Origin of the sequence: Gardnerella sp. DNF01157 (genome assembly GCF_049244225.1) — a bacterium.
GTDB classification, from domain to species: Bacteria; Actinomycetota; Actinomycetes; order Actinomycetales; family Bifidobacteriaceae; genus Bifidobacterium; species Bifidobacterium leopoldii.
The window spans coordinates 1,026,826-1,044,786 of record NZ_CP058388.1 but is presented as its reverse complement, the minus strand read 5'-3'; the positions used below and the strand labels follow the sequence as shown (position 1 = coordinate 1,044,786).

Genomic DNA, 17,961 nt, shown 5'->3' with positions numbered 1-17,961 from the left:
CTTATGGCACGAGTAAAGCGCGCAGTAAACGCTCACAAGAAGCGTCGCGTTGTTCTTGAGAGGGCTTCTGGCTACCGCGGTCAGCGCTCCCGTCTTTATCGCAAGGCAAAGGAACAGCTGCTCCACTCATTCACTTATAACTTCCGCGACCGCAAGGCTCGCAAGGGTGATTTCCGCAAGTTGTGGATTCAGCGCATTAACGCAGCAGTTCGCGCTGAAGGCATCACCTACAATCGCTTCATTCAGGGCTTGCACTTGGCAGGCATCGAATTGGATCGTCGCGCTCTTGCTGAGCTCGCAGTTTCCGATATTGAAGCTTTCAAGGCTGTTGTTGAAGCTGCTAAGGCTGCATTGCCAGCTGATGTAAACGCTCCAGTTGAAGCCTGATTTTGCTTTAATAGAGTTCTATTTTAAGCCCACCAATTTAGGTGGGCTTTTTCTTTTAAATCAACAAATTTACTTATTAGCTATAATTATTTTTATGCGCTCAAATCTTGATTCTGACAATAGGAAAAATAATATTCCTGAAGAGTTTGCACTTCATATTCAACGCTTTATTGCGCATATTGATATTGAGCGTGGTCTTTCTAAAAAGACAGTATCTGCATACGCTTCAGATTTGCAAGATTACACATGCTGGCTTTACGACGAACGAAAAATAAAAGATATTACTACTATTTCTCAATTAGATATTGAATCATATATTCGAACTTTGAATGAATTAGGGTTGGGGACTAGGACAGTTGCGCGTCGACTTGCAAGTATTCACGAGTGGCATCGCTTTATGCTTGCTCATGGTGACATACAAGCTGACGTTTCAGCGCAAGTAAAAGCTCCAAAACAAGCAGACTACTTACCGGATGTTTTAAGTATTGAAGAAGTAAATAGAGTTATTGAAGCTGCAGGGAATTTTGGAAGTTCCGATGCTATTTCGATTAGAGATACTGCGCTTCTCGAGTTTTTATACGCTACTGGAGCGCGAATTTCGGAAGCAGTTGGCGTAAAATTCGAAGATATTGATTTAAATGAGTCCGTTGTAAAACTTACAGGTAAAGGCTCTAAGCAGCGTTTAGTTCCGATTGGTGGGTGTGCTGTTCGTGCTCTTCGTAACTATATGGAGAAATCTCGCCCAGAATTAGCGTCCAAGGGCAAACGTGAATTGCACACAATTTTCTTAAATAAGAGAGGTAATGCACTTTCTCGCCAATCAGCATGGGCAATAGTAACGCAAGCTGGCGAGCGTGCAAAACTTGACAAACCATTGCATCCGCATACGCTGCGCCATTCTCTTGCCACGCATCTTATTGCAGGTGGTGCTGATGTGCGCACAGTTCAAGAGTTGCTTGGACATGCTTCAGTTACAACAACTCAAATTTATACGCATATTAGTCCTGACGCATTAGTTGAAGCTTACGTAATGAGTCATCCTCGAGCTAAATAATTTTATGCTCAGAGTTTCGTGAGTATACCTGTTGATAAAGTGGGGAGCATGCCTACTGATTTACTTGGACGCGAATACGAAACTTTTCATGCACCAGAGCCGTTAACTTCACACGGTCCTGCTCGCATTATTGCAATGTGCAACCAGAAAGGTGGAGTTGGTAAAACTACAAGTTCCATTAATATTGCTGGCGCACTAAGTCAGTATGGTCGTCGCGTTTTGATTGTTGATTTCGATCCGCAAGGTGCGGCAACAGTTGGACTTGGAATTAACGCAAATGCGCTTGATAATACAGTTTATACGGCATTATTTGATTCGTCTGTGGACGTTCACGACGTAATTCGTCATACTGAAACAGAAAATATTGATATTATTCCTGCAAATATTGATTTATCTGCAGCTGAAGTTCAGTTAGTAACCGAAGTAGGACGAGAGCAAATATTAGCAGGTGTATTACGCAAAGTGCGTGACGAATACGACGTTATTATAGTTGATTGCCAGCCTTCTCTCGGCTTGCTTACTGTAAATGCGTTAACAGCAGCTGATGGCGTGATTATTCCACTTGCTGCAGAGTTCTTTGCTCTTCGAGGCGTGGCTCTTCTTATGCAGTCAATTGAGAAGGTACAATCTCGTATTAATCCAAATCTTAAAGTATTTGGAGTTCTTGTCACTATGTATACTCGCACGCTTCATAGTGAGGAAGTGTTGCAGCGCATTTATGAAGCTTTCCAAGATAAAGTTTTGCATTCCGTGATTTCGCGTTCTATTAAGCTGCCAGATTCTACAGTTGCTGCAGTTCCTATCACTATTTTTGCTCCTGAGCACAAGACTGCAAAAGAGTACCGCGAAGTTGCGCGTGAGCTTATTGCTAAAGGCGTTGTTGCTTAAGTTTTTTACAGCTTGATTTGCGCGAGTTTTCGCGCTTAACAGCATTTTTCGAGGTTCTTGGGTATCGTCTATGAGTTTTGACTGGTATTTTTCTGAAAACGGTCTGATGAGCCTCGAAAGTTTCTTACTTGGTGCGTTCTTTGTAAAGCTGTCTTAGCTCGCTAGTAGAATCGGTGCGGTTTGGCAGTTTACCTATTTGGGTGCTTGTCAATAATGTATATAGCTACTGTTTTAGCTGATATTTATGGCTTAAATGGTTGCATGTTAATAATTACTTAAACGCGAAGAATGGAAGAGGTTTGTGATGACTGTTCGCGGTGATATTCGAAATGTGGCAATTGTGGCGCACGTAGACCACGGTAAGACCACTCTGGTAAACGCCATGCTTCAGCAGTCGCACGTATTTTCTGAGCGTGAAGAAGTTCCAGATCGCGTTATGGATTCCAATGATTTGGAACGCGAAAAGGGCATTACTATTCTTGCTAAGAACACTGCTGTTCAGTACACAGGTCCATTAGCTGAAAAGTATGGTCATCCAGAAGGTATCACTATTAACGTTATTGATACTCCAGGTCACGCTGATTTCGGTGGTGAGGTCGAGCGTGGTATCTCTATGGTTGACGGTGTTGTTTTGTTGGTTGACGCTTCTGAAGGTCCTCTTCCACAGACTCGCTTTGTGCTTCGTAAAGCTTTGGAAGCTAAGCTTCCTGTTATTTTGTGCGTAAATAAGGTAGATCGTCCAGATGCTCGTATTGAAGAAGTTGTTGGCGAATCTACAGATTTGCTTCTTGGCTTGGCTCAGGATGTTGTTGAGGAAGGTATTGACCTCGATCTCGACGCTTTGCTTGATTTGCCAGTAATTTATTGCGCTGCTAAAGCTGGTTATGCTTCTGTTAATCAGCCTGCGAATGGTGCTCTTCCGGATAACGATAATTTGGAGCCACTGTTTGATTCTATTATTTCGAACATTCCAGCTCCTGAATACGAAGAAGGCGCTCCTCTTCAAGCTCATGTTGCAAACATTGATTCCTCTGACTTCTTGGGTCGTCTTGGTTTAGTGCGAATTTACAATGGTACTTTGGAAAAGGGCAAGACTTACGGTCTTTCTCGTGTCGATGGTTCCATTGAAAACTTCCGTGTTTCTGAGCTTCTTCGCACTCAAGGTTTGGAGCGCACTCCTGTAGCTTCTGCAGGTCCTGGCGATATTGTGGCTGTTGCAGGCGTGAACGACATTATGATTGGTGAAACTATCGTTGACCAGAATGATCCAAAGCCGCTTCCATTGATTCATGTCGACGATCCTGCAATTTCTATGACTTTCGGCGTGAACGATTCTCCTCTTGCTGGAACTGAAGGCAAAGATCATAAGCTTACTGCTCGTATGATTAAGGATCGTTTGGATCGCGAGCTTATTGGTAACGTTTCTATTAAGGTTATTCCAACTGAGCGCCCAGATGCTTGGGAAGTTCAAGGTCGTGGCGAGCTTGCTTTGGCTGTGTTAGCTGAGCAGATGCGTCGCGAGGGCTACGAGCTTACAGTTGGTCGTCCTCAGGTCGTTACCAAGACTATTGATGGTCAAATTAATGAGCCTATGGAAAGCACTACGATTGATGTCCCAGAAGAATACATGGGTACCGTCACTCAGCTTATGGCTGATCGTAAGGGTCGTATGGATTCTATGAGCAACCACGGTTCTGGTTGGGTTCGTTTGCAATTTACTGTTCCTTCTCGCGGTCTTATCGGTTTCCGCACTGCTTTGCTTTCTGCTACTCGCGGAACTGGTATTGCAAGCTCTATTTCCGCTGGTTATGCTCCATGGGCTGGTCAGATTGTGACTCGTCAGAATGGTTCCATGGTTTGCGATCGCAAGGGTGTTGCAACTCCTTATGCTATGCAGCGTTTGCAAGCTCGTGGTATCTTCTTCGTTGATCCACAAAGCCCAGTTTACGAAGGACAAATCGTTGGTATTAACAATAAGCCAGATGAGCTGGATGTAAATATTACGCTTGCTAAGCACATGACTAACATGCGTTCTTCAACTGCTGACGTGCTTGAAACTTTAACTCCACCAATTAAGATGAGCTTGGAAGAGTCTCTTGACTTCGCTAACGAAGACGAGTGCGTGGAAGTTACGCCTGAAGCAATTCGCGTGCGCAAGATTATTTTGAGCCGCGATGAGTGGTACAAGTGGCGTGCTAAGCAGCGTCGTCAAAACAACAACGCTGCATGATAATCGCAATATACCAATTAGTGATGGAACGTTAGGCTTATTATGTCGTCGAAACCGTGGTCGCATCGCTTGCCTTCGTGGGGCAGGTATGCGACCACGTGTGTTTCTGCGCTAATATGCGCGTTGATTGGTACGTTTGCTCATCGCTGCGGTGCAGTGGATAATATTCCTTACGGATTTGCATTATCTATGCTTTTGCTATTTTTGTCTGCTTGGTGTGCAAGATCTCGTAGTGGTTGGAGTGGATTATTTATTCACGCAATAGTTTTTTCATTTGTAGCTTGGCTTATTGCTTTAGATTTTGTTGGTAGCGCAATTCTTGTACCTGTTGGTTTCACAATACCGTTGCCATGGTGTTCGCAATATGTTGGATATTTTTGGCTTTTCGGCATTCTTGTTGCTCACTTAGTTTTGCTTTGTATGCCTCAGCGTTGGTTTGTTATTGAATAGTAAAATAAGTAAAGAATTTGCAATAATCTAAGTGTGACTTAGAGTTAAGTTTTGCATAAAAGCAGTATTAAGCAGTATTTTTTACAGTAGTCTTGATTACAATATTCTTAACTGCAACAGTTTTTAAGGAATAGTCATGAATGGTAATAAGAACAGTCAGAGTGCTCGTAAATTATGCTATTTAGGACCGGAAGGTTCTTTTACTCATCATGCATCTTTAAAAGTTCAAGAACAATGTCAATCATTTGATAATTTGCGACTTATTCCAACTGCTTGCGAGAATGTTCTTAGTATTGCTAGTGAAATTGAAGAGCATCACCATTGGGGTGTTATTGCGTGGGAAAACAATATTGAAGGCGTTGTAATACCTAATTTAGATTTACTCATTGATGCAAAGAATATGGTTGGTATTGCTCGAATAGGCGTTGATATTAGTTTTGATGCTGTTGTTTGCAAATCAGATTCAATCGATAATTGCTCTACTATTGTTGCTCACCCTCACGCGTTGGCGCAATGTCGTAAGTTTTCTCAAGAGCGCGGTTTACAAGAAAAAACTGCGTCTTCAAATGCTGCTGCTTGTAGGGATTTAGTTCCTGGCGAAGTTGCTTTATGTCCTAAAATTTGTGCTGATTTATACAATAGGCAGATTGTGAGCGAAGCAGTTGAAGATTTTTCTGGCGCGCGCACTGAATTTTTAGTGTTAGCTCCTCGAGATCAGGCTTTAGATTTTGTTAATGTGCAGCGAGAAAATTTTTCATCTTTTTCATCAATTATTGCGTTTATTCCGCGTTCTACAGGTGCTGGAGTGTTAGCAAATTTGCTTGATGTTGTGCGAGATCATGGCCTTAATATGACTTCCTTTATGTCTAGACCAATTAAAGGGCAGGATGGTTTATACAGTTTTATTGCAACTGTTGATGCTGCTCCTTGGGATTCTACGTGTAAAGCTATGATTCAAGAGGTTGTTGAACATGGTGATTGGGTTCGAGTTTTAGCAGTGTATTCTTCTGATAAACGCAAGAATCCGGTGATGAATGATTGGATGCTACCTCATGGTGGAGTGTGCGTTGAACCTTCAGTTGATGCTTTACGTAATTTGAACGTAATGCGTGCAGAAAGAGAATTATTATGGTAGAAGATGCTGAATTTTCGCAAAAATTTTCTGTTGGCATTGTAGGTCTTGGTCTTATTGGTGGATCTCTTGCAAAACGACTTGCTAAACTGGCAAATTGCAACGTATATGCATGGAATCGTCATAATGAGCCTTATGACGAAGCTAAAAGTTTAGGAATTACTTGCGTAGAAAAAGTGCAGGATTTAGCAAAACTTCGTCCAAATGTTTTGATTTTATGCAATGCTTTAGCCGCTATGCCAAGTATTTTGCATGAAATTGCGCCTTATATTGACAAATCTTGCACAACTATTAGCGATGTTGGCAGCGTAAAAACTTTAGTTCGAGAGCAAGTAAAAGACGCAGGTTTGCAAGATTGCTACGTTGGTGCGCATCCGATGGCTGGTAGTGAATTTACTGGTTGGAAAGCTTCTAGTGATGAGCTTTTAAATGGTGCTTTGTGGGCTTTAACTGTTGATGATTCTACTGAGTTTTGGCGAGTTAGAAATATTTTGCAAATGATTGTTTCGTTATGCAAGAATCGCGCAATAGTTTTGGATGATGCAACGCACGATAATTCTGCAGCTCTTATTTCTCACATGCCTCATGTTGTTGCAACAGCTCTTGCAAACGTATTATGTGAACAATCTAATCGTGCTATTGCTTTACAACTATCTGCAGGTTCCTGGCGAGATATGACACGAGTTGCTCTTACTGATCCTCAACGCACTCGTGCTATGGTAAGTGAAAATCGGCATAATACTGCGAAATTATTGCGTTCCGTAATTTCTGAGCTAACTTTTGCTGCAAATATGTTAGATAATGATGTTGAAACCGCGGATGCTTTAGAGCAAGAGTTTTTTGCTAAAGCTCAATCTTGGAGAGAATATAAATACCTGCAGCGCAACTCGTCTAAAACTAGTACGCAACAAAGCGACGATGCTAAGCAAAATGATGATGCAAATAGCAGATTGTGGAAGTATGATTCTCAAATCAATTGGCAGCAGGAATTACTAGAATCCGCGCGCTCAGGTGAATTCATTATTGAATTTTACGGATTTAATACCAACGAATCTTCGCAACTACTATTGCGCGCAGATAGTTCTCTACCATACAACTCCCATAAGTAATGCGTAAAATTTAACATCTTATAATATTCGTGTGGTAGAGATTTGAGATTTTTCGCACTGAGCGCGGCGAACGTCAGAGCCGCAGGCTGCTGATTCGCCAAGCGAAGAAGAAAAATCGAAAAATCTCTGCGATTGAATGAGGTTATTAACGATTAAACATGCAGAGTTTGGGGGATTTCTCTACGAGCAATAAAAGAGGACTGAGGAAGCAACATTCTTTAAAGAAAGGCGAACACAATAAACGCCTTTAACAGCCAGAGCGACGAAGGACGGGAACTTGCGAGGAGAGAAATCTCACAGAACTCGCGCCACATTAAACAACTTACACACTAAGCGGCTTTTGGAATTTGCGTTCTGGGATTGGCTTTAATCGGTAAATAGTGTTGGCATCAATGAACATTTCTTCGGCAGCTCTAGTGCCGTTTGCTGCAGGATCTCGAAGTAAGTGAAGCATTACCCCGTCCCACTCGAGTACGTGCCCGATCGCATCATGGTACTCGATTTTTTGTGTTCCATCGTTATTGTTTTCTATAATTTTGTAAGTTCTTACTACTATGCGCGAGCCTGCAGGTATTTGCTTCGGTAGTGTAGTTAAATTCCGTGTTTGTGTGTTCATAACATGCTCCTTGTTGTATTATGCATGTGACTGAAGTATATGGCAAACGTTTTGTTTTAAACTTTTATGGAAGGGTGAGTTAAGCATGAGCAACAATAAATTTGTTTCTGAAAATTTCTTAGGTTTACCTTCTAAATATATGAGTTTAATAGATGATTATATTGATTATGTTCGTGCTAATAAAGGCTTGGGTGAACGCACGCAGAAAGCTTATGCCAGTGATATTTTGCAATGTTTAGCATGGTGTAATCGGCACGGATTTAATAATATTTCAGAGCTTACTACGGATGATTTGCGTTCGTGGATGGCTGATGAGTCGCGAAGTCATGCGCGTTCAAGTTTGGCTCGCAAAGTAGTTGCGGTGCGTGGTTTTTTTGCGTGGTGTCAGCATGTTGAATACATAAGCAGTAATCCTGCAGAAATTTTAATGACGCCAAAAATTAAAAACATGCTACCATCTGTTTTGGATGAACATCAAGCAGAATCATTAATGAATAATGTTGATTCTAAAGCTAATGTTTCATCTTCGTGTACCAAAAATCAGAAAGCTGTAGGACTTCGCAATGCTGCAATTCTGGAGCTTTTATATGCGACTGGTATTCGTGTTGGTGAGCTTACTAGTTTAAATATTCAGGATATTAATTTTTCCTCGCACACTATAAAAGTTACTGGTAAGGGAAATAAGCAGCGTGTTGTGCCTTTTGGGGTTCCTGCTTATAAAGCTTTATCTGCTTGGATTTCTAAAGATGGACGAGAAATTTTATTGCGGAATTCTGTTGAAGAGGCAGCATTTCTCGGTACTCGCGGAAAGCGTATCGATCAGCGTTTGGTAAGGCGGATTGTGCATGATGAGGCTAAGAGTGCGCATGTTCCGGATATTTCTCCTCATGCTTTGCGGCATAGTGCTGCTACGCATATGTTGAATGGAGGGGCAGATTTACGCGAAGTGCAGGAATTATTGGGTCATTCATCGCTTAATACTACTCAGCGTTACACTCATGTTTCTATTGAATCTTTAAAACGTAAGTATTCTCAAGCTTTTCCGCGTGCATGATATTAAATGCTTTAAGTATTCAATTATTCATATTTAACATGTTTTTTACATAATAAATATGTTAATTTACATTTTTGTAATATACATATACCTGTAAAAAACAATAAATTTTACTATATAAATAATAAAATTTTCGGTATTTATAATTAAATCTAGACTTAAATAATTAATTATTACTAATATACAATATTTTTTTCAATTTTCTTTTACTATTGCATTGTTTGTAAAAATACGTATCATTGAATTTTAATCAACGAAGAGGCCTCGTCATTGGCTTGCGAGAATCCATCTGGCAATAAAAACCGGATGGATTTTTATGTTTTAGCTGATGCTTGGCTTTTTTGTGATATGACAATCCTGCCTACCAGACGTTAGGAGAAAATATATGAAGAATAGGGCTTTGGCTTTCGCTGCTGCTGCCTGCTCGCTGGCAATGTTACTTGGTGGCTGTGGCTCTTCCGCTAAGAATGCACAAACAAACGGTGGCAAGGTTATTATTACCGTTTCAAACTCTGAGCCACAAAACGAATTAGTCCCTGGAAACATTAACGAAAATGCTGGCGCTCGTCCTGCCATGTTGGTTAATTCCACGTTGGTAACTTTCGATGAAAAAGGTAATCCTGTAAATGAGGATGCTGAAAGCATCACTCCAAATGCTGATGCTACCCAGTACACCGTGAAGGTTAAGAAAGGAAAGAAGTTCAGCGATGGCACTCCTATTACAGCCGAAAGCTTTGTGAAGGCTTGGAGCTTCGTCGCTAACGCTAAGAATGCTCAGAAGTGTGCTTCCTTCTTCCAAACCATTAAGGGTTATGCTGATTTGCAGAAGGATGGTACTAAGGGTGACGAACAGCTTTCTGGTTTGAAGGTTGTTGATGAAAATACTTTTACCGTTGATCTGGAACAGCCAGATTCTGTATTCCCAATTAAGGTTGGCTACTTGGCATTTGCTCCACTTCCGGAATCCTTCTACAAGGATCCAAAGGCTTATGGCGAAAAGCCTGTTTCTTCTGGTCCATACTTGTTCAAGTCTTGGGATCACAACAAGCAGATCGAAGTTGTAAAGAATCCTGATTACAATGGTCCGCGCAAAGCTCAGAATGATGGCGTAACCTTCAAGGTTTATACAGATGGTAACGCTGCATACCGCGATGTGCAGGCTGGAAACCTCGATATGACTGATAATATTCCAGATACCCAAACTAAGACTTTCCAGAAGGATACAACTGTTAAGGCTTACAACCGTCCAGGTTCTGTAATCCAGCAGTTCACTATTCCTTCAAGCCTCCCACACTTCGATGTAAAGACTGAAGAAGGTAAGCTTCGTCGTCAAGCTATTTCTATGGCTATAGATCGTAAGGTGATTATCGACAAGATTCTCAATGGCACTGCTTCTCCTGCAAACGAATTTACTTCTCCATTGACTCCAGGCTATAAGGCTGATCTTAAGGGTCACGAGAACGTAGAATTTAATGCAAAGAAAGCTAAGGAACTTTGGGCTAAAGCAGATAAGATTTCTAAGTATGATGGATCTCTTACTTTCTCCTACAATGCCGATGGAAATGCAAAGTCTGTGTTTGATGCTGTTGTGAATTCCCTCAAGAATAATCTCGGAATCAAGGCTGAAACCACCCCAATTCCTACATTCCAGGAATTCCGTAATGCTTGCGCTAAGCGTCAGATTAAGGGTGCATGGCGTGCAGGTTGGATGCCAGATTATCCAAGTGCAGAAAATTACTTGACTCAGGAATTTGCTTCCGTTGCAGCTGATGGCAATGGCTCTAACGAAGGTGATTATAAGAATCCAAAGTTCGACGATTTACTTAAGAAAGCTGCATCTTCTAAGCCAGAAGAGGCTATTAAGCTCTATCAGCAAGCAAACGAAATCCTTCTTGAGGATCTTCCATCTGTCCCATTGTTCTACTCGAACGCTAAGGCTGTGATGGTTCCAACTTTGAAGGGCTTCACAATGGATTGGCAGAATATGCCGCTGTACTATCAGCTTCACAAATAAGCTGGTAGCTAATTAAGAAAACAGCATAGTGTTACATACTTTTTAGAAAGTTAGTAAGTAACACTAGTTGGTTCCTCTCAATAATTTGATATCGCTTATTGCGAAATTGCTGCTCCAGCTAAACTAGTTAAATAAAACTATTGAGCTGGAGCGGCACTTTGTTGTTTTTTGAGTAAGTTTTAACAATTCAAGGAGAATTCGATGGGTAAGTACATTCTGCGTCGTATTTTGCAGATGATTCCTGTTGTTCTCGGCACAACATTATTAGTTTATGCTTTAGTATTTGCTTTGCCTGGAGATCCAGTAAAAGCAATGTTTGGAGAAAAACCTGTTAATCCTGCAGTGGCTGCACAAATACGAGCCGAGTATAACTTAGATAAACCATTTATTATTCAATATTTACTATTCTTAAAGAATGCTCTTACCCTCGATTTTGGTCATACTTTTGCAGGTCAACCAGTTATCGATGAAATTGGTCGTGCATTCCCAGTTACTGTTCAACTAGCAATTATGGCATTCGCTTTCGAAGCAATATTTGGTGTCATATTTGGCATAATTTCAGGTTTGAAGAAAGGCAAGTGGTATGACAGTGTGATCCTGGTTGTATCACTTCTTCTTATTTCTGTTCCAACATTTGTGACAGGTTTCGTAGGACAATACTTATTTGGTGTTAAATGGCGTATATTACCAGTTACAGCTAGTAACGATCCTGGATTCTTCGATTTGCTTCTTCCTGCAATGGTTCTTGGTTCTGTGTCTATGGCGTATATCATTCGACTTACAAGATCTGAAATCTCTTCAAATATTTCGCTTGATTATGTGCGTACAGCTCGTGCAAAGGGCTTAAAAGAAGGCTCTGTTATTGTTCGCCACGTTTTGCGCAACTCGCTTATACCTGTCGTCACCTTCTTAGGCCAGGATTTGGGTGCTCTTATGGGCGGTGCAATGATTTCGGAAACAATCTTCAACATTCATGGCGTTGGATTCCTCACATATCAAGGGATTCTAAAAGGAGAAGGAAACCTTGTTGTTTCCATTGTCACGCTTTTGACATTGATATTTGTATTTAGCAATTTTCTTGTTGATATGTTGTACGCGGCTCTTGATCCGCGCATTCGTTACGCGTGAGGGGAGTACACTATGGAAGATAATTTGATGAAAAATGATTTGATTGCAAATAATGCTTCAAATTGCAATATATTACCGGGGCAAGAACGCTACGTTGCACCATTAGACGATACGCCTATTCAAGAAGTGGATTCCGTAGACGAATCCGCTGCTGCAACGAGTATGTGGGCAGATACCTGGAGAACTTTGCGCAGGAATCCATTGTTTATTGTTTCTGCAGTTTTGATTATTGCAATTATTTTTGTTGCATTCTTCCCAAGCATTCTTACAAAGCACAATCCTAATTATTGCGTTTTGGAACACTCTCTTGAGCCAGCTTCAGCCGCGCATCCATTTGGTTTTGATATGCAAGGTTGCGATATTTATGCTCGAGTTGTTTATGGTACTCGTACATCGCTAAGTGTTGGTTTGCTTGCAACTATTTTGGTTGTACTTGTTGGTTCTTTGATTGGTGCGTTAGCAGGATTCTTCGGAGGCTGGGTTGATACTATTCTCAGCCGAATAACTGATATCTTCTTGGCTTTACCAATGCTTCTTGGTGCAATCGTAGTTTTACAAATGTTCCGTACATCTAAATCAATTTGGAAAATTGTGCTTGTTATGGTGCTTTTTGGATGGGTTAGCGTTGCTCGTATTGCACGAAGCGCTGTTATGGAATCAAAAAATCTTGAATTCAATACCGCATCTACTGCTTTAGGATCTACTCCAATACGTAATCTTTTCAAACACATTATCCCGAACTCTTTGGCTCCAATCATTGTTGTTGGAACAACTTCGCTTGGAACTTATATTGTGTTGGAAGCAACATTAAGCTTCCTTGGAATTGGTTTACCAAGTACTACTGTCAGCTGGGGTGGAGATATTTCTACCGCTAGAAATGTTCTTACTACGAACCCAGAAGTCTTGTTCTATCCGTCTATTGCACTCGCAATTACTGTGCTCGCCTTTATTATGATGGGTGATGCTGTAAAGGATGCATTAGATCCGAAGAGCCGTAAGGCGTGAATTTAGCGTGGAGGAATAAAACTTATGAATACAACACGTAAAGATATAGACATTCGCGCCATGCAGCTAGAGCAAGGGCCATTGTTGGAAGTAAAAAATCTCCAGGTTGATTTCACAACAGACTCAAAAAAAGCTGTTCATGCTGTTAGAGATGCTAGCTTCTGTGTTTATCCTGGTCAGTGGGTTGCAATTGTAGGTGAATCTGGTTCAGGAAAGTCCACTTCTGCAATGGCTGTTCTTGGTCTTCTTCCTGGAACCGGTCATGTTACAGGTGGATCTATTAAGCTCAAGGGTAAAGAAATTAGCAGTTTGAAGCCAAAAGAGATTGCTGCTTTGCGTGGTACTGCAATGGGTCTAGTTCCGCAGGATCCTATGAGCAACTTGAACCCCGTGTGGCGTATTGGCGAACAAGTTAAAGAAGCATTAATCGCAAATGGTGTTGACGTTGATCACGAGAAGCGCTCTTCATTAGCTGAGGCTCTTGCAGGCGATTCTGTTCAAGTCAAAAGCAATGAGGATGAAACATTCCTTGGCTCTAAAGAATTACCAGATTTGATTGAAGTCGCTAAGAAAGCTTTGAAAGAAGTTGGACTTGATGAGCATAACGATGCTGAAAAGTTCAATGAAGCTATTGATTACTACAAGAAAGAGTGGGTTCCAGGCTCTGAAACTCGTTGGCGCGTAGCAGACGATTTAATCAAATATGGTGTGAATGACGACAAAGCTTGGGAAATCGCCAAAAAGTATGTTGTAGGTGCAAGCGTTGAAGATCGTATTGCTGGTTTGCTTGACGAAGCTGGTTTGCCAGATGCTGCAACTCGTGCACGTCAGTTCCCACATGAGTTTTCCGGCGGTATGCGTCAGCGCGCTTTGATTGCTATTGGTTTGGCTTGCCGACCGGACTTGCTTATTGCAGATGAGCCAACTTCCGCTTTGGATGTTACTGTGCAAAAGCGTATTCTTGACCATTTGCATACACTAACTGATTCGCTCGGAACTTCTGTTCTCTTCATTACACACGATTTAGGCTTGGCTGCCTCTCGCGCGCAGCATGTTGTTGTTATGTATAAGGGTCGTGTTGTTGAATCTGGCCCATCGTTGGAAGTTTTGCAGCATCCTCAGCATCCGTATACAAAGAGACTTGTTGCTGCCGCTCCAAGCTTAGCTTCTCAGCGCATTATTTCTGTTAAAGAACACGGTGGTAACGCTGATAACTTGCTTGAGCATCACGTAGTAGGTGAGCAAACTCTCGAAAAAAGTGAGCATATTATTACTGTGGATCACTTAACTCGTGAGTTTAAGCTTCCTCACAAGAAAGAGCTTTTTAAGGCTGTTGACGACGTTTCATTCTCTATTAAGCGTGGTACGACGTTAGCTATCGTTGGTGAATCTGGTTCAGGTAAATCTACCGTTGCGAATATGGTTTTGCGACTTCTTAAGCCAACAAGTGGAACTGTTACTTACGAAGGTAAGAATATTTCCGATTTAAAGGGTGCGGATTTGCTTGACTTCCGTCGCCATGTGCAGCCAGTTTTCCAGAATCCGTATGGTTCTTTGGATCCTATGTACTCAATTTATCGTTCAATTGAAGAACCTCTACGTATTCATAAGATTGGTGATAAAAAGAGTCGTAAAAACCGTGTGGTAGAGCTTCTAGACATGGTTCGTATGCCTGCTTCAGTTATGACTCGATTCCCGAACGAACTTTCTGGAGGACAGCGTCAACGAATTGCAATTGCTCGTGCTATGGCTTTGGATCCAGATGTTATAGTTTGCGATGAAGCTGTATCTGCTTTGGATGTGCTTGTGCAAGATCAGGTTTTGCACTTGCTTAACGATTTGCAGGCAGAGCGTGGTTTGAGCTATTTGTTCATCACACACGATTTGGCTGTCGTTCGTCAGATTGCAGACGAAGTTGTTGTTATGCAGCATGGAAAGCTTGTTGAGCATGCAACTACAGATGAGGTATTCGATCATCCACAGATGGAATACACTCGCGATTTGCTCGATGCAATTCCAGGAGGAAATTTGGAGCTTGGTTTAGACTAAATAGTACAAGCTGATGAAAAGGTGCAGGTTTTATAGAATCTGCACCTTTTTATTTTTCTATTAATTCCGTGTTTATTGGTTGAGTAATCCATAACTTGTAATCTGTGTTGGTTGTGTGATTTATGTCCGTTGTTTAGTGATGGAGCTGTTTGTGTTGTGCGCATATTAGAGTTGATTACATGATTACAATTACGACTTCGAATTTAAACGGTATTCGTGCAGCTGAGCGCAAAGGTATGCTTAACTGGTCTGACGCACATACTCCAGACGTGTGGTGTATGCAAGAAGTGCGCGCTCCGCAGGATGCAATCGACCCAATTATGACAAAAATTGAAATGGGATATCGTGCGTCTGAAAATATCGCAAATCCTATAGAAAACGATAATTTTACTTATACGAATGAAGTTTGCCGTGTAAAAGGTCGAGCTGGAGTAGCTCTAGTTACGTCTCTTCCTGTAGTAAACAAACGCTACGGTTTGCCTGGCTTAAGCGAGGATGTTGATTCTGGTAGATGGGTTGAAACTGACGTGCGTACCCCTGAAGGGTATGAAATCACTATTGCTTCTGTGTATGTTCACGCTGGAAATGTGGACGATCCGCAAAAAATGAAACAAAAATTCCGCTTTTTAGACACAATGCTTACTCGTTTAGGGGAGCTTCGAGATGCAGCAGCAAGTGGCGGAAATCAAGCGATTTTGTGCGGTGACTTTAATATTGCGCATACTTCACTTGATATTAAAAACGCTAAAGCTAATGAAAAAAGTGCAGGATTCTTGCCAGAGGAACGTGCGTATATTGATCGCTGGATTAACGAATATGAATTTGTGGACGTTATGCGTATGCTTGCAGGAGATATTCAAGGACCATACACTTGGTGGAGCCAGCGCGGTAAAGCTTTCGACAATAACGTTGGTTGGAGATTAGACTACCAGTTCGCAACTCCTGAAATTGCGGAAAGCGCTCGCGGATTTGTGATCGATCGTGCTGAAAGCTATGATGCGCGATGGTCTGATCACGCGCCGTTAAGTATAAAGTATGACGTGTGATGCGTAAGTATTAATTTGCATAATGTGAAATAACTAAGTAATCACATGTGTATATGAATGTACTATATACGCAAATTTTTCAGTGCTTTGCTTGTGCTATTCTGGTGAAGTTAGGCAATTTACAATAATAAGTAATAAATATATTTTTGTAGATTTGTTGTTTTAAGAAATGAGGAATAATGGGTTGGTTATTTGGCCGACATGAAGAAGAAAAATCTTCAAAAGTTGAAGACAAAATCGTAGAGGTAAAAACTGGTCCATGGGATTTCAATGATGAAGATGCTCCTGATTTTAGCGATTATCTAGATTTTGGTTCAATCTATATTCCATACTTTCAAGGCATTGAGTTGCGAGTAAAAAAGCAGCATGAAACATCGCAAGTTCTTGGTATGACAGTAACTTATGGTTCTTCAAGCGTAGAAGTTGAAGCTTTTGCTGCGCCTAAAACATCTGGTATTTGGCTAGAAGTGTGCAAAGATTTGCTTGATGGTAATAGTCAAGCGTGTACAGTACAAGGCGAATTTGGTACTGAGCTGCTGTTACCTGTAAAAGTTGGAGAAAAAACTATTACAACGCGTATTGTTGGCGTTGATGGTCCTAGGTGGATGCTTCGCGGAGTATTCTCTGGGCCTGCAGCAACAGAGCTTGCAGATAATAATAACGAAACAAAACAATTAGACGAATGGTTTAAGGGGATTGTTGTAAATCGTGGTGAAGAGCCGCTTGCGCCTCGCGATTTTATTCCTATGCATGATCCAATAACTAGAGAAGAAAAAGAAGCTGCTTTAAATGCAGAAAATAGCGGTAAAGATGGGGAAAATAATACGTCTGATGAAGATGCTAATAATGCACTAAAAAAAGACGATAAACCATTAGGTTACGACCAACAAGTAGAAGTAAAAACTACGCTTACACGCGGTCCAATGTTTGCTGAAATTAGATAATGCAAGTAGTAGAAAGTTAATTGAATGGATTCACAAGAATCTTTACAGAAATCCGAAGAAGAGTTTTCTTCGCAAGAGTTTTCAAATGAAGTAAAACTCAACGATTCTGCGCAAACCAACGATTCTGCGCGAACCAAAAAACGCTCAGGACTAGCGACATTGGCTTCAATCGGAGCCGAAGGGTCTACATTTTCTGTAATTGATTCAATGGGTGGCGTTCGAGGCGTAATCGAATCCATGCTGCCCGGCTTGCTGTTTGTTATTTGCTTTGTTGTAACACGAAATGTGCAAACAACGGTTATTGTGTCAGCTGTGATTGCTGTTTTGCAAGTTGTGATTCGTCTTATTCAGCGGCAATCACTTATGGGGGCAATTAGTGGACTTATTTCCATTGGAATCTGCCTTGTTTGGGTGTGGACGAGTCACCAAGCGCGCGACTACTATATGATGGGCTTTATTACGAATGCTGTTTATGGTGCTCTTCTTGCTATTTCGCTGATTGTGCGCGTGCCTGCTTTAGGGATTGTGATTGAGTCAATTCGCAAAATGCCTACAGAAAACTTTGGTGCGTGGCTTCACGAATGGCTCGATTATAAGCCGCTTAAGCGAGCGTATATGTATGTGACAGGATTGTGGATTGCTGTTTTTGTGCTGAGGCTCGTTTTGCAAGTGCCATTATATTTGACGAATCACGTTGTGTGGCTTGGTACCGTTCGCTTGATTATGGGATTGCCGTTCTGGGCGCTCGCAATTTGGGTTTCTTACTTGATTATTGCAACGCCGTTTATGCGACTTCATCATAAAAATCATGAAGAGAAGCAGAGCGAAGAAAATCAGCTTAACTAAAATCAGCCT

General features: G+C 41.4%; 16 protein-coding genes. 15 read left to right on the top strand and 1 reads right to left on the bottom strand.

Going from position 1 to position 17,961, the window contains the following annotated elements:
- The first annotated feature begins 3 nt into the window (after positions 1-3).
- The 7 genes from rplT (at position 4) to HXT38_RS03850 (ending at position 7,250) form a co-directional block, all read left to right on the top strand.
- Positions 4-387: a 50S ribosomal protein L20 gene (rplT, locus tag HXT38_RS03880; RefSeq protein ID WP_004105106.1), complete on the top strand. Its 384-nt coding sequence runs from the start codon at positions 4-6 to the stop codon at positions 385-387.
- Between the two features lie 94 nt (positions 388-481).
- Complete coding sequence (gene xerD, locus HXT38_RS03875; protein WP_004105098.1) at positions 482-1,441, top strand: site-specific tyrosine recombinase XerD; 960 nt, start codon at positions 482-484, stop codon at positions 1,439-1,441.
- Positions 1,442-1,489: 48 nt separating this feature from the next.
- Positions 1,490-2,329 (top strand): ParA family protein, encoded by an 840-nt coding sequence (locus HXT38_RS03870; RefSeq protein WP_004105096.1) that lies wholly within the window; start codon positions 1,490-1,492, stop codon positions 2,327-2,329.
- 304 nt (positions 2,330-2,633) lie between these two features.
- Positions 2,634-4,559, top strand: a complete 1,926-nt coding sequence (gene typA / locus HXT38_RS03865; RefSeq protein ID WP_004105095.1) for a translational GTPase TypA — start codon at positions 2,634-2,636, stop codon at positions 4,557-4,559.
- Positions 4,560-4,601: 42 nt separating this feature from the next.
- Positions 4,602-5,009, top strand: coding sequence for a hypothetical protein (locus HXT38_RS03860; protein ID WP_004573915.1), 408 nt, complete (start codon positions 4,602-4,604; stop codon positions 5,007-5,009).
- Between the two features lie 136 nt (positions 5,010-5,145).
- A complete protein-coding gene (locus HXT38_RS03855) occupies positions 5,146-6,144 on the top strand; it encodes a prephenate dehydratase domain-containing protein (protein ID WP_004573916.1) in 999 nt (332 codons plus the stop codon).
- Positions 6,138-7,250 (top strand): prephenate dehydrogenase, encoded by a 1,113-nt coding sequence (locus HXT38_RS03850; protein WP_410294651.1) that lies wholly within the window; start codon positions 6,138-6,140, stop codon positions 7,248-7,250. Before HXT38_RS03855 ends, HXT38_RS03850 begins: the two co-directional genes overlap by 7 nt.
- A 322-nt stretch (positions 7,251-7,572) precedes the next feature.
- Here the strand turns inward: HXT38_RS03850 and HXT38_RS03845 are convergent, their stop codons facing one another.
- Positions 7,573-7,866 (bottom strand): DUF6725 family protein, encoded by a 294-nt coding sequence (locus tag HXT38_RS03845; RefSeq protein ID WP_004573918.1) that lies wholly within the window; start codon positions 7,864-7,866, stop codon positions 7,573-7,575.
- A gap of 85 nt (positions 7,867-7,951) precedes the next feature.
- Between HXT38_RS03845 and HXT38_RS03840 the strand changes: the two genes are divergently transcribed.
- From HXT38_RS03840 to HXT38_RS03805, 8 genes are all read left to right on the top strand, one after another.
- The gene (locus HXT38_RS03840; protein WP_117008927.1) at positions 7,952-8,920 is read left to right on the top strand and encodes a tyrosine recombinase XerC; all 969 of its coding nucleotides are present in this window, start codon (positions 7,952-7,954) and stop codon (positions 8,918-8,920) included.
- Between the two features lie 385 nt (positions 8,921-9,305).
- On the top strand, positions 9,306-10,934 hold the full coding sequence (locus HXT38_RS03835) for a peptide ABC transporter substrate-binding protein (protein WP_101885958.1): 1,629 nt from the start codon (positions 9,306-9,308) through the stop codon (positions 10,932-10,934).
- Between the two features lie 201 nt (positions 10,935-11,135).
- Positions 11,136-12,062: an ABC transporter permease gene (locus HXT38_RS03830; RefSeq protein WP_004105077.1), complete on the top strand. Its 927-nt coding sequence runs from the start codon at positions 11,136-11,138 to the stop codon at positions 12,060-12,062.
- Between the two features lie 12 nt (positions 12,063-12,074).
- Positions 12,075-13,067 (top strand): ABC transporter permease, encoded by a 993-nt coding sequence (locus HXT38_RS03825; RefSeq protein WP_004105075.1) that lies wholly within the window; start codon positions 12,075-12,077, stop codon positions 13,065-13,067.
- A 24-nt stretch (positions 13,068-13,091) separates the two neighbouring features.
- Complete coding sequence (locus HXT38_RS03820; protein ID WP_421791676.1) at positions 13,092-15,116, top strand: dipeptide ABC transporter ATP-binding protein; 2,025 nt, start codon at positions 13,092-13,094, stop codon at positions 15,114-15,116.
- A gap of 179 nt (positions 15,117-15,295) precedes the next feature.
- Positions 15,296-16,162 (top strand): exodeoxyribonuclease III, encoded by an 867-nt coding sequence (locus tag HXT38_RS03815; protein ID WP_288231123.1) that lies wholly within the window; start codon positions 15,296-15,298, stop codon positions 16,160-16,162.
- Positions 16,163-16,341: 179 nt separating this feature from the next.
- Positions 16,342-17,106 (top strand): DUF3710 domain-containing protein, encoded by a 765-nt coding sequence (locus HXT38_RS03810; RefSeq protein WP_004105066.1) that lies wholly within the window; start codon positions 16,342-16,344, stop codon positions 17,104-17,106.
- 24 nt (positions 17,107-17,130) lie between these two features.
- Positions 17,131-17,952 (top strand): DUF3159 domain-containing protein, encoded by an 822-nt coding sequence (locus tag HXT38_RS03805; protein ID WP_288231122.1) that lies wholly within the window; start codon positions 17,131-17,133, stop codon positions 17,950-17,952.
- Positions 17,953-17,961 lie beyond the last annotated feature (9 nt).